Origin of the sequence: Paenibacillus peoriae KCTC 3763 (assembly GCF_000236805.1) — a bacterium.
Taxonomy (GTDB): Bacteria; Bacillota; Bacilli; order Paenibacillales; family Paenibacillaceae; genus Paenibacillus; species Paenibacillus peoriae.
This window is the reverse complement of record NZ_AGFX01000018.1, coordinates 255,936-276,186: the sequence shown is the minus strand read 5'-3', so window position 1 is coordinate 276,186 and position 20,251 is coordinate 255,936. Positions and strand designations below refer to the sequence as shown.

The 20,251-nt window shown below is 48.9% G+C and carries 16 protein-coding genes and 1 pseudogene; 7 read left to right on the top strand and 10 right to left on the bottom strand.

The features are described from left to right. Nucleotides 1-216: 216 nt before the first annotated feature. The 3 genes from KQI_RS0112190 to KQI_RS0112180 form a co-directional block, all read right to left on the bottom strand. A complete protein-coding gene (locus tag KQI_RS0112190; RefSeq protein WP_010347035.1) occupies nt 217-930 on the bottom strand; it encodes an MBL fold metallo-hydrolase in 714 nt (237 codons plus the stop codon). Nucleotides 931-1,207: 277 nt separating this feature from the next. Beyond that, entirely contained in the window at nt 1,208-1,852 is a 645-nt protein-coding gene (locus KQI_RS0112185) for an SDR family oxidoreductase (protein ID WP_010347034.1), read from the bottom strand. Between the two features lie 102 nt (nt 1,853-1,954). Beyond that, the gene (locus KQI_RS0112180) at nt 1,955-2,554 is read right to left on the bottom strand and encodes a TetR/AcrR family transcriptional regulator (RefSeq protein ID WP_010347033.1); all 600 of its coding nucleotides are present in this window, start codon (nt 2,552-2,554) and stop codon (nt 1,955-1,957) included. A gap of 220 nt (nt 2,555-2,774) precedes the next feature. Between KQI_RS0112180 and KQI_RS0112175 the strand changes: the two genes are divergently transcribed. From KQI_RS0112175 to KQI_RS0112165, 3 genes are all read left to right on the top strand, one after another. After that, a complete protein-coding gene (locus KQI_RS0112175; RefSeq protein ID WP_010347032.1) occupies nt 2,775-3,515 on the top strand; it encodes an ABC transporter ATP-binding protein in 741 nt (246 codons plus the stop codon). Continuing rightward, entirely contained in the window at nt 3,512-4,273 is a 762-nt protein-coding gene (locus KQI_RS0112170) for an ABC transporter permease (protein WP_010347031.1), read from the top strand. The genes KQI_RS0112175 and KQI_RS0112170 overlap by 4 nt, the downstream gene beginning before the upstream one ends. A 208-nt stretch (nt 4,274-4,481) precedes the next feature. Further along, complete coding sequence (locus KQI_RS0112165; RefSeq protein WP_010347030.1) at nt 4,482-5,843, top strand: amidohydrolase family protein; 1,362 nt, start codon at nt 4,482-4,484, stop codon at nt 5,841-5,843. Between the two features lie 384 nt (nt 5,844-6,227). Here KQI_RS0112165 and KQI_RS0112155 read toward each other — a convergent pair whose 3' ends face one another. The 3 genes from KQI_RS0112155 to KQI_RS0112145 form a co-directional block, all read right to left on the bottom strand. Continuing rightward, complete coding sequence (locus KQI_RS0112155; protein ID WP_010347029.1) at nt 6,228-6,698, bottom strand: copper amine oxidase N-terminal domain-containing protein; 471 nt, start codon at nt 6,696-6,698, stop codon at nt 6,228-6,230. Between the two features lie 139 nt (nt 6,699-6,837). After that, complete coding sequence (locus KQI_RS0112150; RefSeq protein WP_010347028.1) at nt 6,838-7,026, bottom strand: aspartyl-phosphate phosphatase Spo0E family protein; 189 nt, start codon at nt 7,024-7,026, stop codon at nt 6,838-6,840. Between the two features lie 227 nt (nt 7,027-7,253). After that, nucleotides 7,254-8,654 (bottom strand): helix-turn-helix domain-containing protein, encoded by a 1,401-nt coding sequence (locus KQI_RS0112145; RefSeq protein WP_010347027.1) that lies wholly within the window; start codon nt 8,652-8,654, stop codon nt 7,254-7,256. A gap of 177 nt (nt 8,655-8,831) precedes the next feature. On the opposite strand from KQI_RS0112145, the gene KQI_RS0112140 reads away from it, so the two are divergent. Beyond that, on the top strand, nt 8,832-9,302 hold the full coding sequence (locus tag KQI_RS0112140) for an AbrB/MazE/SpoVT family DNA-binding domain-containing protein (RefSeq protein WP_010347026.1): 471 nt from the start codon (nt 8,832-8,834) through the stop codon (nt 9,300-9,302). A gap of 75 nt (nt 9,303-9,377) precedes the next feature. On the opposite strand, the pseudogene KQI_RS29245 reads toward KQI_RS0112140, so the two are convergent. Together KQI_RS29245 and KQI_RS0112135 are read right to left on the bottom strand one after the other, a co-directional pair. Continuing rightward, nucleotides 9,378-9,619: pseudogene (locus tag KQI_RS29245) on the bottom strand (Rossmann-fold NAD(P)-binding domain-containing protein); the annotation flags it as partial. Nucleotides 9,620-9,654: 35 nt separating this feature from the next. Beyond that, nucleotides 9,655-10,599: a helix-turn-helix domain-containing protein gene (locus KQI_RS0112135; RefSeq protein WP_010347024.1), complete on the bottom strand. Its 945-nt coding sequence runs from the start codon at nt 10,597-10,599 to the stop codon at nt 9,655-9,657. Between the two features lie 217 nt (nt 10,600-10,816). On the opposite strand from KQI_RS0112135, the gene KQI_RS0112130 reads away from it, so the two are divergent. The 3 genes from KQI_RS0112130 (at nt 10,817) to KQI_RS0112120 (ending at nt 18,711) form a co-directional block, all read left to right on the top strand. Continuing rightward, nucleotides 10,817-13,012, top strand: coding sequence for a glycoside hydrolase family 52 protein (locus KQI_RS0112130; RefSeq protein WP_010347023.1), 2,196 nt, complete (start codon nt 10,817-10,819; stop codon nt 13,010-13,012). A 36-nt stretch (nt 13,013-13,048) separates the two neighbouring features. Next, entirely contained in the window at nt 13,049-15,304 is a 2,256-nt protein-coding gene (locus KQI_RS0112125) for an alpha-glucuronidase family glycosyl hydrolase (protein ID WP_010347022.1), read from the top strand. Nucleotides 15,305-15,615: 311 nt separating this feature from the next. After that, entirely contained in the window at nt 15,616-18,711 is a 3,096-nt protein-coding gene (locus tag KQI_RS0112120; protein WP_010347021.1) for a family 14 glycosylhydrolase, read from the top strand. A gap of 180 nt (nt 18,712-18,891) precedes the next feature. Here KQI_RS0112120 and KQI_RS29240 read toward each other — a convergent pair whose 3' ends face one another. Continuing rightward, a complete protein-coding gene (locus KQI_RS29240) occupies nt 18,892-19,005 on the bottom strand; it encodes a putative holin-like toxin (protein ID WP_010347020.1) in 114 nt (37 codons plus the stop codon). Nucleotides 19,006-19,158: 153 nt separating this feature from the next. Continuing rightward, on the bottom strand, nt 19,159-20,184 hold the full coding sequence (locus KQI_RS0112110; protein WP_010347018.1) for an NADH:flavin oxidoreductase/NADH oxidase: 1,026 nt from the start codon (nt 20,182-20,184) through the stop codon (nt 19,159-19,161). Between the last annotated feature and the right edge of the window lie 67 nt (nt 20,185-20,251).

Below are 20,251 nucleotides of genomic sequence, written 5' to 3'. Positions count from 1 at the left end.
GCGGACTGGGACGCCGAGCTACCCGAATAACTCCATAAAGAAACGACACTCACGACAGCACACAATATGAGACTACATAGAAGGATATATTTCAGACCGTTCGCTTTCCAAATGTTCAAATCCGATGCACCTCTCTCTGTTTCTATTTTCCTCATATTGTATCTGCCTTAGCTTAGGACTTTGTGAGTTCTGGCTGAATGTTGGCTGAATATGGGATCATTGCGCTGTGCATTTCTGCTCCATATCCTTAATTGCCCTTGCCAGTTGAGTCTGCGGATGCTGCAGCATGTTGCCGTGCCCGACAGCCAATAAGGACGGCTTGAGATGCGCGAGCTTTTTGGCGCTTTCCAGCGAGCGTTCCTTGTTCCAGGTGGCCAGTGCGGGAAATGGAAACAGCGGCTTGATCCTTCCCGACACCGCCACACCACCCCGGACCTGGAAGGCATCACCTGCAATCAACGCACGGGTGCGAGTGTCCAGAAATGCCATCGAGCCCGGTGTATGCCCCGGGACGCTGATCGCCAGCAGCGAGCCTACATGGTCCCCATCCTCCAGCAAAACATCAGGCCGGGTAAGAATGCCTTTCGGCACACTGCCCCGAATGGGAGTATCCGGTTCACCCGCCTCCAACGACACATCACCCCGCAGCAGCCGCGCATCTCGTCTGGAAATGAACACCTGCGTAGCAGGGAGCCTTGCTTTTAACCGATCCAACGCACCCACATGATCCTGATGGGCATGGGTGAGTACAATTCGCATAATCGGCTTCCCCATCCGCGCAGCAGCCTGTTCTATACCTTTTGTACTGTAAGGCAATCCGGCATCGATCAGGGTGAACCCATCGTTCTCCTCCACCAAGTAGCAGTTCACCGGGAACAACCGGGGCATAAACGTCAATTGATACACATGTTGCACCTGAACGATACGCATTCATCTCATCTCCTTGTTTTATAAAACTAATCATATTAGTATTATAAATAATATCATTAGTTCGAATCAAATTTTTTCTTTCATATTCATCTGGAACTTGTATTTATCACATAGCGCTGAACAATTATCTTTGGTTTAGCAACTGCAGCGTTATTTCGCAGCGAACGGTATCTTTGGGCTATCATTCTGGCCGGTTAAAAAGCAGCAAAAAGGCCGACCCGGAATCCTGCTTCCGGGTCGGCCTCTCTATCATGTAATACAAATACCTTTCGATTCATCAACCTTGCCGAACAGCCTCGGCAATAGGCGTACTGCCTGACACCAAATCAATCGCACGTTGATACGTCTGCCGTTCATCCAGTACAGCTACTACGGTCGCGGCCACATCCTCACGGGAAATAGAGTGGCTGCCAAGATGATCCCCGGTAGCGACTTTACCGCTCCCCGGCTCATCTGTCAGCCCGCCCGGACGAAGGATGGTGTAATCCAGATTGCTCGCTTCCAGCAGACGGTCTGCATAATGCTTCGCCACGTAATACGGCTTAATCGACTCGGGCCATTGCTCCCGCTTCTCTGCATGCAGGGCGCTGACCATAATGAAGCGGCGGATACCCGCTTGTTCGGCAGCCTCCATCGCTTTGACCGCTCCATCGAGATCAATGAGCAGGGTTTTATCTGCTCCTGTTTTCCCACCGGAGCCTGCCGTGAACACGATAGCATCGCTGCCTTTTACGGCTACGGCAATTTCGCTAACCGTCCCTTCAAGGTCAGCTATCACCGTTTCCGCTCCCAAACGCTCAAGCGCCTCGGCCTGATCCCGATTGCGGATCAACGCCTTTACACGATGTAATTCATTTTGCCCCAATAGGCGAACGAGATGTCTGCCCACTTTACCATTGGCACCGATTACCAGTACATTCACTCATATCCCTCCTGTATTCGCAGTTTCATCTCCATGATTATACAGCAGTATTTTACCCTTCGTATCAAGGAGGCAATCATGCAGACTACGGCTTGTTCGACCTCAGGAGTTTTCTGAGAGCCCGGCATTCCGCTGCTGCTGCACGCGCAGACCTGCCAAAAAGGTATCCATCATCACTGCAATGCTCCGATCCACTTCCACAGGTAAACCAAAGCCCCCCTTCTGTTCAAGCGAGGCAAACCCATGCAGAAGACTACGGAATCCCCTGGCTGCATGAATACAATCCTCCTCCTTGAATCCGTAGCCATTGGACAAGACAGAAATGACAAGCTCTGCCACGCGATCCGCAGCGTCCCTCAATTCAGTATCCTTGCGGTCGGTTGCATACAGCATCGCTTCATACAGTCCGGGTCGCTCGCGAGCATATCGCATGTACGCTCTCCCCATCGCAGTCAAAGCATCATCACCCGCTCTGCCAACCGCCGCACTTGTCAAAGCCTCCTCTAATTGCTCAAGGCTATGCAGTGCCAGTACCTGACGCAGTCCGTTCAATCCGTCTACGTGGTTGTACAAGGACGGAGGACGAATGTGCAGCTTTTGCGCCAGCGTGGTGAGCGTGACCTCCCCCATCCCCCGTTCATTGGCAATATCCTCGGCAGCTTGTAAAATATCTTGCAGCTTTACTCCGTTTCTCGGTGACATCCCTATGTCTCCTTTTATCGAACCCTATTTTCATTTTAACTAATCCTGTTAGTCTATACAAAGACAATGCTGTTTGCAACAGTTGCCGTACACCGGGCCTTTTTATTGGACCCTTTTAGAGGAAGAGTATGTCAGCCATTACTGATATAATAAAAGAAATAAGCTCATAAAGCGGGTCTGATAACTTTCTTGATCCTCTATAAAGGAGAACACTATATCTATGGATTCCATACCACTTCCAGCGATTGAATTTAAGCACATCACCAAGTATTTTACCGGATCTGAGCGGCAACGTGCTGTCCTGAACGGAATTACGGCAAAAGTCTCTCCCGGCAAAATCACCACGCTCGTCGGCCCGTCCGGGTCTGGCAAAAGTACACTGCTCTCACTGTGTAACCTTTTACTATCACCGGATGAAGGAGAAATCAGTGTATTCGGCAAGCCTGTATCCGAGTGGGAAATCCCTGAACTGAGACGGAAAGTAGCATTGGTTTTTCAGGATGCTCCCATGCTGCAAGGAACCGTCCTGTACAATCTCCAAACTGCAGAGCGGCTGCACGGTACGGTACTGCATGATCCGTCCGGCCTGTTGGAACGCGTAGGGCTCACCCACGACCTGTTGGATCAGAAAGCGCAGGATCTGTCCGGTGGTCAAAGACAGCGCTTGGCCTTGGCCCGGACGCTCGCCAACCGCCCGGATATTTTACTGCTGGATGAGATTACCTCCGCACTGGACCCCGCCTCGGTTAAAGAGGTTGAGGATCTGCTGCTGCAAATGAACAAGGAAGAGGGAACGACCATGATCTGGATTACGCATCATATGGAACAAGCCCGCAGAGTGGGCCACGAAACATGGCTGATGATCGACGGAAAGCTCGTGGAGCAAGCGGATACCGAGGCTTTTTTCCATGCGCCACAGCACAATGAAACTCGCAGGTTCATAGCAGGAGAATGGGTATGACGATTGTTGCCCTGATTCTTTCCCTCGGTTTTGTATTTATTGCCATCGTCATGTCCAAATCCTTCAAGCTTGGCCTGGATCGGGATATTATTATCGCCACCATCAGAGCATCCGTTCAGTTGCTGGCTATCGGTTATGTATTACATTTGATTTTCGGGATGCAGAGCTACGGATTTATCGTATTGTTCATTCTGCTCATGATTACCGTAGCCTCCCAAAATGTGGCACGCAAAGGACGATTTATTCCCGGTCTCATGTGGAAATCATTTCTGACGCTGCTGTGTGTGGAAATCGTTACACAGGCATTCCTGATTAGCCTGCATATCATACCGGCGACAGCCAGGTATATGATTACGATTAGCGGCATGATCATTGGCAGCTCCATGATTTTGTCCAGCCTGCTGGTGTCCCGACTCAAGTCAGAGGTCCTGCTGCGCAAGCCTGAAATCATGCTTATCCTGGCACTGGGCGGCACACCAAGACAAGCCATCTTTCCCATACTCAAGGATTGCATACGTTCCAGTATGATTCCAACCATTGAGGGACAGAAAACGCTGGGGCTGGTCCAGCTACCCGGTATGATGACCGGGCAGATCATCGCAGGAGCCAATCCCATTGCCGCCGTTCGTTTGCAGCTGCTGATTGTATTTACCACCATGACCTCTGCGATTCTGACCAGCGTGCTGCTCAGCCTGTTTATTTATCCGGTATTATTTACCCGCCAGCAGCAACTGCGCACAGAAGCATGGGAACGCTAATCCCTATCAGACTAGGGTACTTTTGCAAAAGTCTATCTGCCGATGATCGGCAGGTAGGCTTTTTGGTGTATATTCTGGTCCCTGCACGAAATAAGTATGCTGTGATTTATATCATCAGGCTTTACAATATACATATATAGGTTAAATACCTATTTTAAGAAAGGTCACAGAAACAAGTCATCTAACAACAAAAAAAGGAGATAAAAGCATGGACCATCGTTTATTAATCCAAAACGGCTGTGTACTCACGCTCGATAAGACCCTGGGTGATTTTAAAAAAGCGGATATTCTTATCGAGGGAACAAAAATTGTCGCTATTCAACCGGAGTTGGAAGCATCCGATTGTGAAGTTGTTGACGCTGCAAACATGATTGTGATGCCAGGATTCGTGGATACACATCGCCACACCTGGGAATCTGTCGTTCGTAATGTAGGTGCCGATTGGTCGCTCGAAAAGTACCTGGGGCGTATGTACTATGGGAATATTGGAGCTAAATTACGTCCGCAGGATGGGTATGTAGCCAATCTGCTGGGTGCGCTGGAAGCGTTGGATGCAGGGGTTACCACACTACTGGATTGGTCGATGATTAATTCACCCGAACATACGGATGAGCTGATCCGGGGCCTGCAAGAATCGGGAACACGAGCGGTCTTTGCCCACGGAGCTCCTGGAGACGCCGAATATTGGTCCAGAGAAAGCCAGATACGACAATCCGATGACAGCAGACGGGTGAAAAAGCAGTATTTCTCATCAGATGACCAGTTGCTTACCATGGGGTTGGCCATAAGAGGACCAGAATTTAGCGCATGGGAAACAGCAGTCGATGATATTCGATTCGCTCGGGAGCTCGGTGTGCTGTGTACAATGCATTTAGGGTTCGGGACATGGGGTTCGGTGGATCGGTCGATTGAAAAATTGCATAAGGCCGGACTGCTTGGACCAGACCTTAACTTTGCCCATGCCAATACACTCAGCTATGAGGAGTATAAGCTAATCGCAGATTCGGGCGCCTCCATTTCCGTAACTCCGGAAATCGAAATGATGATGGGACATGGCTACCCGGCTACAGGGTTGTTTATGGAGAACGGAGGAAGACCCTCATTAGGAGTCGATGTCGTCGTATCAACCGGTGGAGACATGTTTGCACAAATGAAGTTCGCTTTGCAGGCAGAACGTTCCAGAATCAACGAGAAAATCCTCGCCAAAGGAAAAATGCCGGTGGAATTCACCATTTCCGCACGGGACATTTTAGAATTCGCGACGATTGACGGCGCCCGAGCCTTGGGACTGAATCATAAGATCGGTACGTTAACTCCGGGGAAAGAAGCTGATCTGATTATGATTCGAACCAACAATCTGAATATGTTTCCGGTCAATCATCCGATCGGTGCTGTTGTGCAATGTGCCAACACAAGCAACATCGATTCGGTGTTTGTGGCTGGAAAAGCTGTCAAACGAAATGGAAAAATGCTGCATGTAGACGTCCAACGTTTACGCAATTCAGCCAATGAGTCCAGAGATTATATTTTCTCACAATACGGAGTACCTGAAGAGGCATGGCCAATCTGATTGGCTGTAGGGTCATGAAACAAAGCAGGAATTATCAGCTGCATTTCCCGGAGGGATACGGCTACGCAGTGTTACGTCTAGTGAAAAAAATGTAGTGAAAAAATCCCCAGAAGCCGCCACGATCAGAATGCTGTTAATCATCTCGCGGCTTCTTTTTTAGAATGGAACAGGTAAATGAACCGGCATCTAAGCTAGTTTGTGGTAATAAGCTGTGCGGAAAGCAGACATCCCCATAGCCGTCGTTTACTTCACTACACTAGTTTTCTGGTATTTTATTGGATACGTTTTGGATCGTTTGATTAGAAAATTGAAAAATTAAAATTTATTGGAACCTGTAGCCATTACTATCAGAATTCCTCCTAAGACAACCAACCAAGCCAGCTTCTACTTAGATATGGCCTTAGTAATGTTTACATATATAGTCTCATTTCTTTGAGTACTGTCTACAGTCGCACCCACCACTTCTGAAACAAATCTGAGCGGCACCATCACACGGTTAGGAGATACTGGCATAACAGGCGCACCAGGCATTGGTTTTTCTTTATCATTTACATAAGCTACTCTACTTCCAATAATCAGACGCACGATTTGACCATTTCCAGAACGAATTGTAACCTCCTGCTTCTCTCTATTCCAACTTACAGTTTCACCCAAATTCTCTGATACAAATCTAATAGGAACATACGTTGTATTGGTTGCCCGTTCGATATAAGGATTGGCATCAGCAGTGACTTCAACATTGTTTACTTTAAGGACAAGATTGTACAAATATTGAGGGGGAGCAGCATTTGCCTGATCTACTGTTACAAAGAAAATCACAGCAAAGAGTATGGTATTAACTGCTTTTTTCAACATACTATATCATTCCTTATCTGGTATAAATGGATTGATTGAACTTAGCTTTCTCCACACAGTTTATTACATTTTTTGACTTTCGAATGTATTTTTATTTCATATAAGGCATTTTATAGTTATTGTGATATAATCAGTTTCATTACTCGTTAGGAGAATTAGTTTTGCATAAGGAGGGTTGGAAGATGCGGTTGTACTGGTTAATGAGTTCGTCTAAGCGCATAGATTGCTCAAGCACAGAGGTGTGTCCAAAACCGTACTGGTTACACAGATCATAAAGCAGCTGTCTGGCATTCTCTAATTGTTGATGTAACATTTCATACGTCTTCATTCAAATTCCCTCCCAATGAATCTCATTTTAGGATGGAATGAGTAAATATGAATTATCCATTTTTTCATTCAAAAAAAATTTGAAACAAAAAAAGACCAGCACTTGAAGCTGGTCAATAGTAGAACAGTTATAACTTGGATTAGAATCCACCCACATGTCCTTGGGTTTGGATCGTGCCGGAGCTTGGAGGTACAGCTTGAACTTGTACTGCGAATACCAACAAAGAGCTAATTACTACCAAGAACAAAGCCATCTTTTTGATCATTTCTTTCCCACACCTCCTGAGACATTTTTTCGTACTGAGCCAGTGTTTCAGGAGCTGTCTGCGCTCTAAAACGGTCAAACAAGCCAGTACAATTGGAGATAAGTAGTACATGGTTAATTGTAACAGCTTTTTCAAAAGCGAGTATTAAACATTTGAAACCATAAGGATATCTTCCTTTATTTAGGCTGTACTTAGCAAGCTTGTACCAAAACCGAACATACTCTTCTGGTAAAACCTGCTGTGTATACATGCCTTCAGATGTGGGTTCTTGATAAGCTGTAATTTGAGGCTCAAAGCGCTGAAGGATATGATCCACATCTAAATTGAAGCGATTAGCTGCTTCGATGATGTTCAAAAGTTCAGCAAAAATTTCTTTTTCGCCGGCTATATACTCTACATAATCCGGCAGCACACTAATATCTCCAGACATAAGTCTATTTACGTACGTATTAATTTTTGCCCATTGCTGAAATAAACCAATCCAATGAAGGGTATCGGAGTCCTTTTCCTTTACCCAACTTAAATCCGTATATGCACGTAAATGTTCTAAAGCCTGGGCATGGTCTCCTTGGGCATCACACACATTTGCACACAACAGATCTGAGTAGGCTATGTATGCAAACAACGGTCCATCATTAGGCTTCATTTGCAACTCTTGTTCCTTGCGTTCAGATTTATGCTTTAGGTCATATTGTATTTTCCCTAGTCTTCCCATTTCCTGAGCAAATGTAAACACCTTGTCCCAGTAACCCAATGATCTGTAGATATTCGCCAAGTCTTTTAAAGCATTAAGCTGAGTTATTTCATCCAAACGATTGACAAAAGGTTCAAATTTATTTGCTGCTTCGAGATTAATCGCTTGATCCTTCCCAATCGCAAGCTTAAACAGGCGATACTGACACACCGCAAGTCGCTCAGAATGCTGATGTTTTTCACTCTCGGCGACATTTTTATAAAGGAACGCCGCTGCTGCATTGTGACCGTCTTGGAAAATATCCTCGGCTACTTCAAAGAGTAACAGAGGATAGATAGGGTTATCCAGCAGCAGAAAGACAACTCGCTGCAAGCAATCCAGCCGATCCAGTTCCACACAGCGGTACAAAAAAGGGCTAATTCTTCGCCAGTTCAGCGGTTCTTCCTCAATACATTCTTTAACATAACGATCATAAAAATGGTCTGCGGATTGCTCCATAGCTAAAGTTATACGATCCAATTGATTAACAGAGATGGACCGATTGCCCGTTACAATTCCACTCACTGTACCCGGGTTTAATCCTGCGATATGCCCAAACTCGGTCTTGCTCAGGTCTTGTTGCTTCAGATACTTTTCTAATTCTGCTCTTATCGTAGGTGTGATTTCCATGAATAAACCACCCTTTCAATGTGGACTCTGGGGTCTGGAACCTAGTAACTGAATCTATGTAGTTCAAAAATTCATATTATTATGAAATGTTTTCCTGTTCACCATAGTACCATCTTTTGGAACAACAATGAATACTACTATTTTATTACTTATCATCTTTTTAATAGGAGGTAGATTATGAAGAACACAGGTATGACACGCTCGTTGGATACTTTGGGTCGAATCGTTGTTCCCAAGGAAATGCGGATGACTATGAGTATTGAATATGGGGATTCGGTAGAATTTTTTGTGGATGAGGAAACAGGCTTTATGGCTTTAAAGAAGTATACAGGTGTCACCTGCAAGCTGTGTGGCACAGTTGAACACCTGACATATTACAGAGCTTCATTTTTATGCATAGACTGCACCCAGAAATTAAAGAAAAATATCGATTGTTGCCCCATACCAGCTCCTTCCGTTCAAGAACATATACACACACAAAGAACGAATCAGTCGGCAGAAAAATTACTTGGACGCCTTAGAGAGCTTATGCAGGAGCATCCCCGTGCCAGACAATACGAATATGCACAATGGCTTGGGGTCTCACAAGGGCGTGTATCTCAACTTAAAAAGTTAATGCAAAAAGAAAACTCTTCCAACACGTTATAGACGATGTTGGACGGGCCCTGCGTTCATCTATGAGCTGCCTGTGGTTTAAATCAGCATGTAGCCACCACCAAAGCCCATCGGCCGCTGGCTGAAAGCCCCGAACATGAGGACGATCGAGCCGTCCTTGGAGATATGCGGCACCGCATGCTTGGCGGCAAAATATTGCGGCCAGAAATTCCCCTCAAACGGAGTCTTCGCCTTTTCCGTATCTATGGTGATCGGACCGCGTGAATAGCTCGCGCCTGTGTGAACAGATGGTCGAAGGCTCCGACCTTTTCAAAAAACGCCTGCACTTCCTCCTTCTTCTGATTGTTCAATTGGAAGTACAACTATTTTAGGTGTATACATATTTTTATTCGGACGGGTTTTCCTGCACTGTACTTTTGCGATAGGAGGTCGGTGACTGACCGGACCAACGTTTGAATTGTCTGCTAAAATGCGCAATATCTCCGTAGCCTAGCATGTCAGCAATTTGCTGCACCGACCATTGCGGGTCAGCCAACAGCAGCTTGGCTTCATGCAGGACAAGCCCGGACAGATATACACGGGGAGATACGCCAAAAACACTCCTGAATACACGGTTACAATGGGACACACTAATGCCCAGCTCCGATGAAATCCCCTCGATCCCGTCCTGTTTTTCCACTGAGCCGACTTGCCCAAAAGGTTGATTCACCCTGCCCTGAAGACGACTGGCAATCTGATGGGCAAGCTCTGCCTGCACGTATCCGCGCCCTGGCAGATGTGCCGCTTCGCTTGATACCGCCTCCCACAACGTGGCAAACAGCTCAAATACAGCGGACTGAATCCGCATACGCTTGGCCACCGAATCACCGCCCGCTCCCATGCCTTCTGGCACAGAAAGATCGAGCAGCTTGCTCAGCGCGGGTCCCATCTGCCTCGCTACCGCGCCTTCGGCCGGGAACAGCACTTGCTCCAAACGGCTCAGCAGCGAAAGAAACAGCTTATCATCAATATCAAAATGCATGCAAAAATACGTAAAGCCTTCTCCGTTACTATGGCTGGAATGGACGATTCCCGGGCGCAGAAGTACCAGATCACCCTCACGCTGCGTATAGCTGCGACCATCCACAACCATGACCTGTTCTCCCGCAAGCACGATGTTAATCTCATATTGGGGATGCTCATGTGGAGGATAGCTCCAGTCTCTTCCGACACTTCGCGTATGGATGGCAAACAGATTGACCGTCGTCCGCACATCGGGAAAAAAGAATTCCTCTCCAGTAGCCGTAAGGTCTGGATGATCCGGACGCTTCGGTAAACGTGGTGATAACATGTTTTCCCTCCTTGCATGCATAGGATTTTACTCCAGTATATCGTGTTTAGCGCGATTTGGATAAATTACTGCGCGATTTGACAATGGTTCCTCCGAGCGTAGCATGCTAGGCTCTATGTGAGATCAAGTGAGTATAGCATATGGCGAATATATGAGCATGCTGCAAAATACTTTTGTATATGTAAGTCATTCATTATTTTGAAAGGGGTTTCATGATATGACGAAAAATATATTTTATAACACGCAACACTCACCTATCGGGGCCTTTTCTAGCTTTACGCTCGGGTTTAAAGGCAATCGGGGTGGACTCGGCCTGGAGCTCGGAAAGCCTGCGGATGAAAATGTATACATCGGGTTGCAATCCAGAGACGGCAGCGTATACGAAGCCTTTCCTTTTTTTGCTTCTGCACAGGACGAAAGTACCCGTTATGATGTGGAGAAAAAGGATAAAAAAATGGAGCCGCTGCTCATCGCCTTTGCCGATCAGGACATTACCCGTGAGCTGAAAGCGGGAACGGATACATGGCAGGCCGGGGATTTAACATTCCGGCTGTACTCTCCGGTTCGCCCGGTGCCCGAGCCGGGAGCTGCGGATGAAAGCGAACTGCGGGCAGCGCTGGTTCCGGCGGTATTTGCCGAGCTAACGGTCGATAACACGCAGGGGACTGCTGCGCGGAGGGCTTTTTTCGGCTATCAGGGCAGTGATCCGTACAGCGGCATACGTATTGTAGGAGAAGACCCTCGCAGGGACGCTACCGATTCCACCCGCTCTGAGAGACTCACGGGCATTGGCCAAGGGCGCAGCACAGCCATTGTGACCAATAGCAGCGATGCAATACCTGCCAGTGGATTTGCACTGGAGAAGCTGCTCGGGGAGACTATGGCCGAGAATTTATCCTTTGGTCTGGGTATGACGGGTGCACTCCTCATGAATGTTCCGGCAGGCGAAAAACGCACGTATTCCTTCGCCATATGTTTCTATCGCGGTGGCATCGTGACGACAGGCATCGAAGCGACGTATTACTACACCCGGCTATTCAAGGATATTGAAGACGTGGGGAGCTATGCCTTGGAGCATTTTGCAGACCTGACCGCAGCCTGTGTCCAGGCTAATCGCTGGATGGAATCGGCAAGCTTGAGCCCGGATCAGGAATTCATGCTCGCTCAGGCCATTCACAGCTACTACGGCAGCACCCAGTTGCTCAGTCACCAAGCGGACGGAGAACCGATCTGGATTGTGAACGAAGGCGAGTATCGGATGATGAATACGCTCGATCTGACGGCGGATCAGCTCTACTATGAACTGATTTTGAACCCGTGGACGGTACGCAACGAGCTGGAATGGTTCGTCCAAAGGTACAGCTATCGGGATGAGGTACGCTTTCCGGGAAAGGAACAGACCCATCCGGGCGGGATTGCGTTTACGCATGATATGGGCGTGGCGAATGTGTTCTCACGACAGGGGTATTCCTGTTATGAGCTGGCAGGGATTGACGGCTGCTTCTCTTACATGAGCCACGAAGAGCTGGTGAACTGGCTATGCTGCGCCACGGTATATATCGAACAGACACAGGATCGGTCATTTACGACACGTATGCTGCCTACCCTGCGTGAGTGCTTCGATAGCATGTTGCAGCGGGATCATCCAGACCCCGCACAACGTAACGGCTTAATGGGCCTGGACAGCTCCAGAACCCTTGGAGGCGCGGAAATTACGACCTACGATAGTCTGGACGTATCCTTGGGCCAGTCCCGCAACAACATTTATTTGGGCAGCAAATGCTGGGCGGTATATATTGCGCTGGAAAAGGTATTTGCCGCAGAAGGACTTGACTCTCTTTCACGGGAGGCTGGCCTACAGGCGGACAAATGTGCAGCGGCAATCACAACCCACATGACAGACAAGGGCTATATTCCAGCCGTTATTCAGGAGGGCAATGATTCGCAGATTATCCCTGCGATTGAGGGACTAATCTTCCCTTACTTTACAGGCTGTGAGGACGCGCTTAAGCCTGATGGACGGTTCGGCGGATATATCCAGGCACTGCGCCGCCATTTGGAAACTGTATTAGTACCAGGTATCTGCCTGTTCGAAGACGGGGGCTGGAAGCTGTCCTCGACCAGTAACAATTCCTGGCTGAGTAAAATCTATCTGTCGCAGTTTATTGCCCGCGAGCTGCTGGAACTGCCTTGGGAGAAAGCGGGGCAGGCCGCAGATGCCGCTCATGTCTCATGGCTCCTTCACCCCGAGGAATCCTACTGGTGCTGGAGCGACCAAATGCTCTCCGGAATTGCCCATGGCAGCAAATATTACCCGCGTGGAGTGACCGCTATTTTGTGGCTGTATGAAGGCAAGGGCAACCGTCTGGTTTGTCCCCAGCACATGAGTCTGGATCAGAAGCAGCATGTCTGAGACTAAACTTCACCTGCCCAAAAGGAGGCTCCCAGTATGAGCAAGCGCATGGATATGCAAAAAGAGAGCGGCTATGACGCTTGGCTGCATTATCGCCGCAATCGTAAGGTGGAGAATTTGCCTGCTTGGTGCAGAGTCATCGTGGTTCAAGAGGCAGATGAAGTGCTTCACACGGCTGCGAGTGAGCTTCAGCACAGATTGGCCTCCATGTTCGGACAGCAGCCAAAGATCAGCGCCGTTCCTGTGAGTTCGCCATCCATTGCTTTGGGTACGTTCCGAGAGCATCCATGGGTCGCAGAACGATTTAGCGCAGAAGAACAGGCAGAAGTGAGCACAGAAGGCTACCGAATTCGCGAGATGGAGATTCCACACCCAACACAGTCAGCTTCATCTGATAACGATGATATCAAGGGGGCGTACATCACGGTCGCCGGGCAGACCAGTAAAGGCGTATTATATGGGGTTTTTCATCTGCTGCGCTACCTGCAAGGCGGGCTGGATGGTAAGCTACAACCCGCCACCAAAGAAGCATGGCAAGCACCCATTCTGGATGTACTGTCCAATCCGGCTAATTCCATCCGCATGATTAACCACTGGGATAACATGGACGGCAGTGTTGAGCGCGGGTATGCGGGGGGGTCCATTTTCTATGACAATCATGCCTTTACTACAAATCTGGATCGCCTTCGAGATTATGCTCGTCTGCTTGCCTCTGTTGGCATTCAGGCGCTATCCATTAACAATGTGAATGTCCATCACGTAGAAACTGAGCTGATTACAGCTACATTTCTACCGGATGTGGCCAGAGTGGCTGCGGTGTTTCGCGCTTATGGCATCCAAATCTACCTGAGCATTAACTATGCCAGCCCTATGCAGCTCGGTGGGTTAACCACAGCCGATCCGCTGGACCCCGGTGTAGCTGAATGGTGGCGGGCCAAGGCCCGGGAGGTTTATGCTGCCGTTCCCGATCTGGGCGGCTTCGTGGTCAAGGCCGATTCCGAGAATCGGCCCGGGCCGTTCAGCTATGGACACCATCACGCTGATGGCGCAAATATGCTGGCAGATGCGCTGCAGCCCTATGGCGGGCGGGTGATCTGGCGCTGCTTTGTCTATGATTGCAAGCAGGATTGGCGCGACCGCAAGACGGATCGGGCTCGCGCGGCCTTTGACCATTTTAAACCACTGGATGGGCTGTTTCGGGATAATGTCATTTTACAGATTAAAAATGGCCCTATGGATTTTCAGGTGCGGGAACCTGTCTCCCCCCTGTTTGGTGCGCTGGAAGCTACCCAGGTAGTGCTGGAATTTCAGATTGCACAGGAGTACACGGGACAGCAGCGACATCTGTGTTACCTTGTTCCGCAATGGAAGGAGGTACTGGATTTTGACACCTGTGCGCAGGGGAAAGGCTCCACCATCAAGTGCATCGTGAGCGGCGCTCTGCATAGCAAGAGCGATTCTGCTTCCAGCCGCAGGAGGGTTATTGCCCATGCCGACAGCGGCAGTTTCCAGGAGGAGCCGACGAATCATGTCCCCAAGCATGCAAACTATGGGATCGCCGCTGTATCTAATATTGGAGCCGACGCTAATTGGACCGGGCATTTGCTCGCCCAATCCAATCTTTACGGCTATGGTCGGTTGGCATGGGACCCGGATCTGTCCGCAGACGAAATCGCGGATGAGTGGGTTCGACTGACGTTTAACGGACAAGGGACTGATGATGCCAGTGCAGATTTGATTCCTGCCATTAAGCAAATGCTGCTCGATTCGTGGAATATCTACGAATCCTACACCGCTCCTCTCGGGGTCGGCTGGATGGTCAGCCCCGGTCACCACTATGGGCCGGATGTGGACGGCTATGAATATTCGATGTGGGGCACTTACCATTTTGCCGATTGCCGGGGGATTGGGGTAGACCGTACGACCGCAACCGGAACGGGCTATGCTGGACAATATTTTTCTCCTCATGCCGATATTTACGAATCTACTGACACCTGCCCGGATGAACTGCTATTATTTTTTCACCATGTTCCTTATACACACACGCTCCACTCCGGCCAAACGGTCATTCAGCATATCTATGATACCCATTTTGAAGGCGCGGAATGTGCGACCCAGCTTAAAGACACATGGATCAGTCTGCGAGAGCAGTTGAATGAAGGGATATATGAACAGGTGCTGGAGCGGCTGGAGCATCAGGCTGAGCACGCCAAGGAATGGCGGGATCGGATCAATACGTATTTTTACCGCAAAAGCGGCATTCCCGACCAAAAGAATCGTCCTATCTATTAGCAAGCAAATAACCCTTGCAATACTTGCATACACGTTGGAACGTTGCTTCTATACACTTGGATTTGCTTTTCCCTGTGCTGCTTGCAATTCGCCACATCACTAAAAGGCATGTGTCTGATTCAGACCGTGCCTTATTTTTTTGGCCTGGACTCGTTTGAAAACATACGGCTGTAACTGCAAAATAGTCATATTTCTCCCCTTTGAGTGTGCAATAAATTCTTCTTTTTATGCAACCGCTTGCTTTATACTATTTTTGTAGACGTTTACAAAATGTTGTCGAAATAGACTATGCTTTGAGGAGGATGATCGGTTTGACCTTGTATCGAAGTCTATGGAACAAAGGGTGTCTGATTCTGCTAAGCCTTGTGCTGTCTCTGACCGCCTTCATTGGCTCACCCTCCAATGCGGCAAGCGCCGCGGTTGCTGATGATTTTCAGGCTTCCGTTATGGGACCGCTGGCGAAAATCAATGACTGGGGCGCATTCAAAAAGCAGCTGCAAACGCTGAAAAGCAACGGCGTGTATGCCATCACCACCGACGTCTGGTGGGGCTATGTGGAAAGCGCAGGAGATAACCAGTTCGATTGGAGCTATTACAAAACCTATGCAAACGCTGTGAAAGAGGTAGGCCTGAAATGGGTTCCTATTATCTCTACGCATAAGTGTGGGGGAAATGTCGGGGATGACTGCAACATCCCGCTGCCAAGCTGGCTGTCGAGCAAGGGTAGTGTAGATGAAATGCAGTTTAAAGATGAAAACGGCTATGTCAATAACGAAGCACTTTCACCGCTATGGAGCGGGGCTGGCAAGCAATATGACGAGCTGTATGCCTCGTTCGCTGAAAATTTTGCCGGGTACAAGAGCATCATTCCTAAGATTTATTTAAGCGGCGGCCCTTCCGGAGAATTGCGGTATCCATCTTATTATCCGGCAGCGGGATGGAGCTACCCGGCACGGGGCAAGTTCCAAGCCTATACTGAAACAGCCAAAAATGCGTTCCGCACAGCCATGAATGAAAAGTATGGATCATTGGACAAGATGAATGCGGCCTGGGGAACGAAGCTAAGCAGCCTTAGCCAAATCAACCCGCCGACTGACGGGGACGGATTTTACACGAATGGTGGGTATAACTCCACTTATGGGAAGGATTTTCTGTCGTGGTATCAAAGCGTACTTGAAAACCATCTGGGTGTCATCGGAGCCGCTGCCCACAAAAACTTCGATTCCGTGTTCGGTGTCCGCATCGGAGCCAAAATTTCCGGCCTGCACTGGCAGATGAACAACCCTGCTATGCCTCACAGCACAGAGCATGCAGGCGGATATTATGATTACAATCGCCTCATTCAAAAATTCAAGGATGCCGATCTGGATTTGACCTTTACTGCATTGGAGATGAATGACAGTGGCACTGCACCGAATTATTCGTTGCCATCCACATTGGTAGATACCATCTCCTCAATCGCAAATGCCAAGGGTGTTCGCCTGAATGGTGAAAACGCGCTTCCAACAGGCGGCAGCGGCTTCCAGAAAATTGAAGAGAAAATCACGAAGTTCGGTTATCACGGCTTTACGCTATTGCGCATCAACAATCTCGTCAACAGCGACGGTTCACCAACCGGTGAAATGAATGGATTTAAGCAGTATATTATCAGCAAGGCCAAGCCTGGTGATAACGGTGGCGGTACAGGCAACAAAGTAACCATTTACTACAAAAAAGGCTCCAACTCGCCTTACATTCACTACCGCCCGGCTGGCGGAAGCTGGACGGCTGTACCTGGCGTAAAAATGCAGGACGCCGAGATTAGCGGCTATGCCAAAATCACTGTCGATATCGGCTCTACTTCCCAACTGGAGGCCGCCTTTAATGACGGCAACAACAACTGGGACAGCAACAACACCAAAAACTACTTCTTTGGCACAGGTACGTCTACCTACACACCCGGCTCTAACGGAGCCGCAGGAACTGTCCAAACGGGGTCGCCTTCGGGCGGCTCTACTCCCACTGAACCGGGTAATCCCTCCAATCCAGCTCCCCTTGGCACCGACTGGAGCAAACAGAGCATTTACTTTATTATGACAGACCGTTTCAGCAACGGGGATACATCAAACGATAATTACGGTGGCTTTAACTCCAACAACAGCGACATGCGCAAGTGGCATGGTGGCGATTTTCAAGGCATTATCAATCAGCTCGACTACATTCAGAATATGGGCTTTACCGCCATCTGGATTACTCCGGTAACGATGCAAAAGAGCGAATTCGCTTATCACGGCTATCATACGTATGATTTTTATGCAGTAGACGGGCATCTCGGAACCATGGACAAGTTCAAAGAGCTGGTCCGTAAAGCGCACGACAAAAATATCGCTGTAATGCTGGACGTAGTTGTCAATCACACAGGTGATTTTCAACCGGCGAACGGCTTTGCCAAGGCTCCTTTTGACAAAGCAGACTGGTATCATCACCATGGCGACATCACAGGGGCGGATTACAGTTCCAACAACCAATGGAAGATTGAAAACGGTGACGTGGCCGGATTGGATGACCTGGATCAGGACAACCCTGCAACCGCAAACGAGCTCAAAAACTGGATCAAATGGCTGTTGAACGAGTCGGGGGTCGACGGACTGCGGGTGGACACTGCCAAGCATGTACCCAAAGGCTTCCTGAAGGATTTTGACCAAGCCGCCAATACCTTCACCATCGGTGAAGTATACAGTGGCGATCCCGCTTATGTAGGCAATTACACCCGATATCTCGATGCCGCACTGGATTTCCCCATGTATTATACGATCAAGGATGTGTTCGGACACGATCAATCCATGACCAAAATCAAGGAACGCTACTCGGATGATCGCTACTATCGTGATGCCCAGACGAACGGCGTATTTATCGACAATCATGATGTGAAACGCTTCCTCAACGATGCCTCCGGCAAGCCTGGTGCCAGCTCTGACAAATGGCCACAGCTCAAGGCCGCTTTGGGCTTTACTTTGACGTCGCGCGGGATTCCAATCATCTATCAAGGCACCGAGCAAGGCTTTAATGGCGGAGATGATCCCGCCAACCGTGAAAACGTCGTGTTTAACGCCAATCACGAGCTGTACCAGTACATTGCCAAACTGAACCGTGTGCGCAGCAGCCACCCTGCCCTGCAAAACGGCAGCCAAAAGGAAAAATGGGCAGACGACTCCTTTTACAGCTTCCAGCGCTCTAAAAATGGCGACGAAGCCATCGTACTCATCAACAACTCGTGGAACAGTCAAACTCGCACGATTGGCAACTTTGACAACCTGTCCAACGGCACCCGTCTGACCAATCAGTTAAGCAACGACTCCATTCAGATCAACAACGGTTCGATCACCGTGACGCTCGCTCCGAAGGAGATTAAAGTTTTCACCAAGTAACGACCGCATTCAGTTACATTGATTATTCAAATGTGCTAAAATGAGTTATAGAAGGTTATACTAAAAAAGAGCAAGGATGCTGGTAACATCCCTACTCTTGGCAACAGCCGCTTTGAAGAGCGGTCGGCTGTTCAAAGGCGATCTACAGAAATAGACCGTTTTCCCCTTGAGCAGGGCGGTCTATTTCTTTTTGTTTTGGTTTAACGCAATAACAATCGTAACGATTAATCCGATCAACGCTACTAATAGCGTGCCGAACATCATCATTAATGTCAGAGCATCCTTAACCTCCACAGGCATCACCTCCCTTCCGGGAGACTTAGCCGACCGCCCACCTAAGCCATTCTGTTCAATGTCTGTCTTCTAAAACAAAACAGGCACCTGCAACGAAGCGTACACTTCGTCAGGTGCCTGTTTATATATAAACAACGTGGGATTACTTAGGCCTCAGTAGCCACGTTGATATTGTTCAGGTATGGAAGGCTTCTCGCCGCGCAGCGTGACCGCTGCATGTGTGCCCCAGTAAGGATCGCGCAGTAATCCGCGTCCTATAGCAACCAGATCAGCATCCTCGTTGCCGATAACAGACTGCGCCAAGGCTGGGTCATCCAGTACGCCGACAGCGATCACCGGAATGTTCAGCGCCTCGCGAATTTGGCGCGCGAACGGCACTTGGTAGCCCGGATAGTTGCCCGGCTTTCTTGCTCCAGCCGGACCTTCTCCGCCCGAGCTGACATGAATGACATCTACGCCGGCAGCTTGATAAGCACGGCTCAACTCGATGGCATGATCCACATCATATCCGCCATCCACGTATTCCACGGCGCTGATGCGGAAGATCAACGGCATGCCCGCAGGCATTTCCTTACGTACAGCCTGAATCACTTCAACACCAAAGCGGGATAAATCCTGACCGTATACGTCATCCCGCTTGTTCGTAAGCGGCGAATGGAATTGGTGAATCAAATAACCGTGTGCACCATGAAGCTCAATCGTGTCCACGCCCGCTTGAACCGCACGGCGGGCGGCATCTGCGAATTTTTGCACCATGCTCTGTACTTCTTCCGTGGTGAGTGCGCGTGGCTGCTTATAACCCGTATCCGGGTAGGCAATGGCTGAAGGAGCTACTGGCACTGCCGCATCCTCAGCTTTACGGCCCGCGTGAGCAATTTGGATACCTACCTTGGCCCCATGTGCATGCACGCCGTCCACGATCCTTTTAAAAGCAGGAATATGTTCATCTGACCAGAGTCCCAAATCATAGTCCGTGATTCGTCCATCCGGCTCTACATCTGTCATTTCTATAATAATCAGACCCGTACCTCCAATAGCCCGGCTCAAGTAGTGAACATGGTGCCAATCGTTCGGAATCCCGTCCTTGGCTGTCACCGAGTATTGGCACATCGGAGCCATAACTACACGATTTTTCAATTCCAGGTCCTTCAGTTTATACGGTGTAAACAACGAATTCATCTAAAGATTCATCCTCTCTCTTCCAATCTTTACTGCCAAAATCGGCACAGCCCAAACGGAACAAAGA